Annotated in this window: 2 protein-coding genes; both read left to right on the top strand. The window is 66.6% G+C overall.

Translation table 11 applies throughout. From position 1 onward, the window contains the following. Positions 1 to 620, top strand: a 620-nt coding sequence (locus NDO48_RS29015) for a sulfite exporter TauE/SafE family protein (RefSeq protein ID WP_267322887.1), incomplete at its 5' end; no start/stop codon positions are given. Further along, a partial coding sequence (locus NDO48_RS29010) for a TIGR02186 family protein (RefSeq protein WP_267322886.1) occupies positions 617 to 1263 on the top strand: 647 nt, incomplete at its 3' end. The genes NDO48_RS29015 and NDO48_RS29010, both read left to right, overlap by 4 nt.

The raw sequence follows: 1263 nt of genomic DNA, 5'->3' as shown, positions 1-1263 counted from the left end.
TGCGCTCCATCGGCCAGCTCGACCTGTTCATCTCGCTGCTCTACGTCGTCTTCCTGGGCACCGTCGGCGGCCTGATGCTGGTCGAAAGCGTCAATGCGCTGCGCCTGACCAAGGGCGGCGTGCCGCCGGCGCTGAAGAAGTCGGGCCAGCACAACTGGATCCACCGCCTGCCCTTCAAGATGCGCTTCCGCACCTCCAAGCTGTTCGTCTCGGTCATCCCGGTGCTCGGCATCGGCGCCGGCATCGGCTTCCTCTCCGCCATCATGGGCGTCGGCGGCGGCTTCATCATGGTGCCGGCGCTGATCTATCTGCTCAAGGTGCCGACCAACATCGTCGTCGGCACCTCGCTGTTCCAGATCGTCGTCGTCTCGGCTTTCACCACTTTGGTGCATTCGACCACCAACCAGACCGTCGACATCATCCTGGCGCTGGTCTTGATGATCGGCGGCGTGGCGGGTGCACAATACGGCGCCAAGGCCGGCCAGAAGCTGCGCGGCGAACAGCTGCGCGCGCTCCTGGCGCTGCTGGTGCTGGCCGTTGCCCTGCGCCTCGGCTTCGACCTGTTCGTCAAGCCGCAGAACCTCTATTCGCTGACCGCCCCGAGCGGAGGCACGCTGTGAGGCGCCTGGCTGCCCTTGCCGCGGCAACCCTGTTGGTCGTCCTGCCCGCAACGGCGCAAGACGCGGTGCCGCTGCCCGAAGGCATCCAGATCGGCCTGTCCACCGACCGCGTCGCCATCACTGCCGACTTCTCCGGCGCCGACCTCACCATCTTCGGCGCGCTCGAAAATCCCGACCCGCTGGTCAGCCGCCAGGGCCGCTACGACGTCATCGTCGTGCTCGAAGGTCCGGCCCGCCAGGTCGTCGTGCGCCGCAAGGACCGCATCCTCGGCATGTGGATCAACACCCGCTCGGAAACCTTCGTCAACGTGCCGGTGTCCTATTCCATGGCCACCACCCGGCCACCGCAGGACGTCACCACCCCCGACAGCTACCGGCAGCTGTCGCTCGGTCCGGCCAACATCTATCTCGAACCCGAGGAGAAGCGCGCCAGCCCGCTGACCATCCAGGAATTCACCGACGCCCTGCGCGAGCGCAAGGAAGGGCTCGGCCTCTACTCCGACAACATCGGCGGCGTCCAGTTCCTGTCGGCCAATCTGTTCCGCGCCACCCTGCACCTCGCCCCCAACGTGCCCGTCGGCACCCACAAGGCGCGCGCCTTCCTGTTCCGCAACGGCCTGTTCATCAAGGAAACCTCGACCCA

The sequence above is a fragment of the Aminobacter sp. MET-1 genome, assembly GCF_026521175.1.
GTDB lineage: Bacteria > Pseudomonadota > Alphaproteobacteria > Rhizobiales > Rhizobiaceae > Aminobacter.
Note: the sequence above shows the minus strand (reverse complement) of the source record. Positions and strands in the feature narration are given on the sequence as shown.